A 3,481-nucleotide genomic window follows, 5' to 3' on the forward strand; every position below is an offset into this window, starting at 1 on the left:
GCCGTGGCCGCACCGGCGCGCCGGCTCACGCCTGCGGCCAGACGGCGCGCCCTTGCGCAGCATCGTCGAGGCGGGCGATGAAGGCATCCGCATCGGGCTCGGGCAGCGTGAAGGTGAAGTCCACCGCATCGCCATGCCGCACATCGACCAGCGACGCGCCGGGCGCCGCGGCAATTTCGCGCCGTACCAGTCCTTCGAGCGCATAGGGCACGGCGCATTGCAGCAGCCGCTGGCGCACCAGCGGCACCAGCGTGGCCCCGAGGCAGGCCTGCGCCACCGCGTCGGTGTAGGCCCGCACGAGTCCGCCCGCGCCCAGCTTGATGCCGCCGAAGTACCGCACCACCGTGGCAAGCACGCCTTCGAGCTGCTGGTGCCGCAGCACTTCGAGCATGGGGCGCCCGGCCGTGCCGCCCGGCTCGCCGTCGTCGTTGGCGGCCGACTGGCCGCCCGCCATGAGCGCCCAGCAGACATGCGCGGCGGCGGGATGCTCGCTGCGCAGGGATGCCACCACGGCCAGGGCCGCGGCCCGGTCGGCCACCGGCTGCACGCAGCCGATGAAGCGGCTCTTCTTGATCAGCAGCTCGCTGTGCGCCGGTTGCGGGAGCGTGAAGCTCATGGAGCGGCCGTTGTTTTCAGTCGGGGCGCGGAATCGCTCAGCGCTCCCGCTCGAACTTGAACACGGCCGTACCGGCGCGCGCATTGGGCAGCCAGCGCACGCTGCGGCCTTCCTGCACGCCGAAGGCATCGAGCACGCGCAGGCTGTTCTTCTGTGCCAGCACTTCGAAGTCCTTGAAGGTGCCGACCCGGATGTTGGGCGTGTCGTACCACTGGTAGGGCAGGCGGCGCGTCACCGGCATGCGGCCGCGCGCAATGCTGATGCGGTTGGGCCAGTGCGCAAAGTTGGGAAAGGCCACGATGCCGATGCGGCCCACGCGCGCGGTTTCGCGCAGCATGATCTCGGCGTTTCGCAGATGCTGCAGCGTGTCGATCTGCAGCACCACGTCGAACGAGGCGTCGTCGAACATCGCCAGGCCTTCGTCGAGGTTCAGCTGGATCACGTCGACGCCGCGGCGGATGCACTGCAGCACGTTGCCGTCGGCAATTTCCACGCCGTAGCCGGTGCAGCCGCGCTCGCGCTGCAGCAGGTCGAGCAGGGCGCCGTCGCCGCAGCCGAGGTCGAGCACGCGCGCGCCCTCGGGCACGAGGTTGGCAATGAGCCGCTGGGTCTGGATGTCGCTCACGACGCGCTCCCTTCGGCCTGGATCTCGTGCGCCACGCGCTCGAAGTAGGAGCGCACCACGCCCATGTAGCGCACGTCGTCGAGCAGGAAGGCGTCGTGCCCGTGCGGCGCGTCGATCTCGGCGTAGCTCACGTTGCGGCGGTTGTCCAGCAGCGCCTTCACCAGTTCGCGGCTGCGCGCGGGCGAGAAGCGCCAGTCGGTCTTGAAGCTCACGAGCAGGAACTTGGCCGTGGCGCCGGCGAATGCCGCGCTGAGGTTGCCGCCATGCGAACGCGCGGGGTCGAAGTAGTCGAGCGCCCGCGTGATCAGCAGGTAGGTGTTGGCATCGAAGTATTCGCTGAACTTGTCGCCCTGGTAGCGCAGGTAGCTCTCGATCTGGAACTCGACGTCCTGCGTGGAATAGCGGTAGTCGAGCCCCGCCGCCTCGCCTTCGACCGCGCTGCGCAGGATGCGGCCGAACTTCGCGTTCATGACGTCGTCGCTCAGGTAGGTGATGTGGCCGATCATCCGCGCGATGCGCAGGCCCCGCTTGGGGATCACGCCGTGCTCGTAGAAATGGCCGCCGTGGAAGTCGGGGTCGGTGACGATGGCGCGGCGCGCCACTTCGTTGAAGGCGATGTTCTCGGCCGTGAGGTTGGGCGCGCTGGCCACCACCACGGCATGCCGCACGCGGTCGGGGTACTGCAGCGTCCACGACAGCGCCTGCATGCCGCCCAGGCTGCCGCCCATCACGGCCGCGAGCGTGCGGATGCCGAGCGCGTCGAGCAGCGCCGCCTGCGCATCGACCCAGTCTTCGACCGTGACCACCGGAAAGTCCGCGCCGTAGACGCGGCCGGTGGCGGGATCGACGTGCATCGGGCCGGTGGAGCCGAAGCAGGAGCCGAGGTTGTTCACGCCGATCACGAAGAAGCGGTCGGTGTCGACCGGCTTGCCCGGGCCCACCATGTTGTCCCACCAGCCTTCGGACCGCGCCTGGCCTTCGTAGGTGCCGGCCACATGGTGCGAGGCATTGAGCGCATGGCACACCAGCACCGCGTTGCTGCGCCCGGCGTTCAGGGTGCCGTAGGTTTCGTAGGCGAGCGTGTAGCTGCCGAGCGACGCGCCGCTGCGCAGGGCCAGCGGGCCTTCGAACTGCATCGACTGCGCAGTGACGACCAAGGGAGGTGACGACATCAATGAAAAAACCCGGCCTCGCCAAAAACGAGCCGGGTTGCTTGTTCGCCAACTGGACTGTCTTTAGCTGAATTTATTAAGCGCCCGCAAGCTGAAGCAAATCGGCGCAGCCGGCAGTATATCGCCCCGCCGCGCTACCAGCCGACGATCATCACGATGCCGAGCACGAGGAAGATCGCGGCCGAGACGCCGTGCACCAGCTTGATGGGCACGCGCCGTACGATCTTCTCGCCGAGCCACACCACCGGTGCGTTGGCCAGCATCATGCCGAGCGTCGTGCCGGCGACCACCCAGACGTAGTCCTGCGTGAAGCGGGCGGCCAGCATGACGGTCGCGATCTGGGTCTTRTCGCCCATTTCGGCCAGGAAGAACGCGACCAGCGTGGTGCCGAAGACCCCGTAGTGGCTGGCCGCGGGCGCGTCGTCTTCGTCGAGCTTGTCGGGAATCAGCATCCACGCCGCCATGGCGATGAACGAGCCCCCCAGGATCCAGCGCAGCACGTCGGGCCCGAGCCAGTGGGTGATCCAGTTGCCGACCGCGCCGGCCAGCGCGTGGTTGACGATGGTGGCGGCGAAGATCCCGAGCACGATCGGCCAGGGTTTCCGGAAACGCGCCGCGAGCAGAAGAGCCAGCAGTTGGGTCTTGTCGCCCATTTCGGCGAGCGCAACCACGCCGGTTGCAACGAGAAAAGCTTCCATGAAAGAGAGGGTTCCTTGGGCCGAAGGACGCAATTGACCGTGCAACACCTTCGGCCGTATTCCCGAAGTTGCACGGTCAAAGGTCTCGCCAGGTGTGTTCACTGCACGCGCCATGTCCTGTGGGGCAGGACAAGTCTGTTGACGCGGGCCCTTCTCGCGATGGAAGGCGGCTACTCCCCAATGACGGGTCGGATTCTACCTGCTGCGCCGCAGCCACCGGCCGGGTTTGTAAGCATGCGCTAGCTTTCTGTAAATTTTTCGAGGCCCTACAGGATGCAGCAAATTACTGCTTGCATTTCACGTATTTCACCCATAATGCACGAGCCTCCCTCTTCATTTTGCCGGGGAGGAAGTTCGGTGATCGGTCAGT

4 protein-coding genes and 1 riboswitch are annotated in these 3,481 nt (G+C 67.0%); all 4 genes read right to left on the reverse strand.

The window, feature by feature from the left end; translation table 11 throughout:
• Positions 1-25: 25 nt before the first annotated feature.
• Positions 26-616 (reverse strand): IMPACT family protein, encoded by a 591-nt coding sequence (locus tag AC1DOC_RS24960; RefSeq protein WP_015868025.1) that lies wholly within the window; start codon positions 614-616, stop codon positions 26-28.
• Between the two features lie 37 nt (positions 617-653).
• Positions 654-1,241 (reverse strand): methionine biosynthesis protein MetW, encoded by a 588-nt coding sequence (gene metW, locus AC1DOC_RS24965; protein WP_015868026.1) that lies wholly within the window; start codon positions 1,239-1,241, stop codon positions 654-656.
• On the reverse strand, positions 1,238-2,413 hold the full coding sequence (gene metX / locus AC1DOC_RS24970) for a homoserine O-succinyltransferase MetX (protein WP_026283850.1): 1,176 nt from the start codon (positions 2,411-2,413) through the stop codon (positions 1,238-1,240). Before metX ends, metW begins: the two co-directional genes overlap by 4 nt.
• Before the next feature lie 134 nt (positions 2,414-2,547).
• Positions 2,548-3,111 carry a TMEM165/GDT1 family protein gene (locus AC1DOC_RS24975; RefSeq protein WP_015868028.1) on the reverse strand — a complete coding sequence of 188 codons (564 nt, stop codon included), beginning with the start codon at positions 3,109-3,111 and terminating at the stop codon, positions 2,548-2,550.
• A 6-nt stretch (positions 3,112-3,117) separates the two neighbouring features.
• Positions 3,118-3,302: riboswitch (yybP-ykoY riboswitch) on the reverse strand.
• Positions 3,303-3,481 lie beyond the last annotated feature (179 nt).

Source organism: Variovorax sp. 01T439_2 (assembly GCF_056398445.1).

Coding starts and splice junctions, on each gene's coding strand:
- AC1DOC_RS24960 (WP_015868025.1), bottom strand. CDS start 616: ATGAGCTTCACGCTCCCGCAACCGGCGCACAGCGAGCTGCTGATCAAG.
- metX (WP_026283850.1), bottom strand. CDS start 2,413: ATGTCGTCACCTCCCTTGGTCGTCACTGCGCAGTCGATGCAGTTCGAA.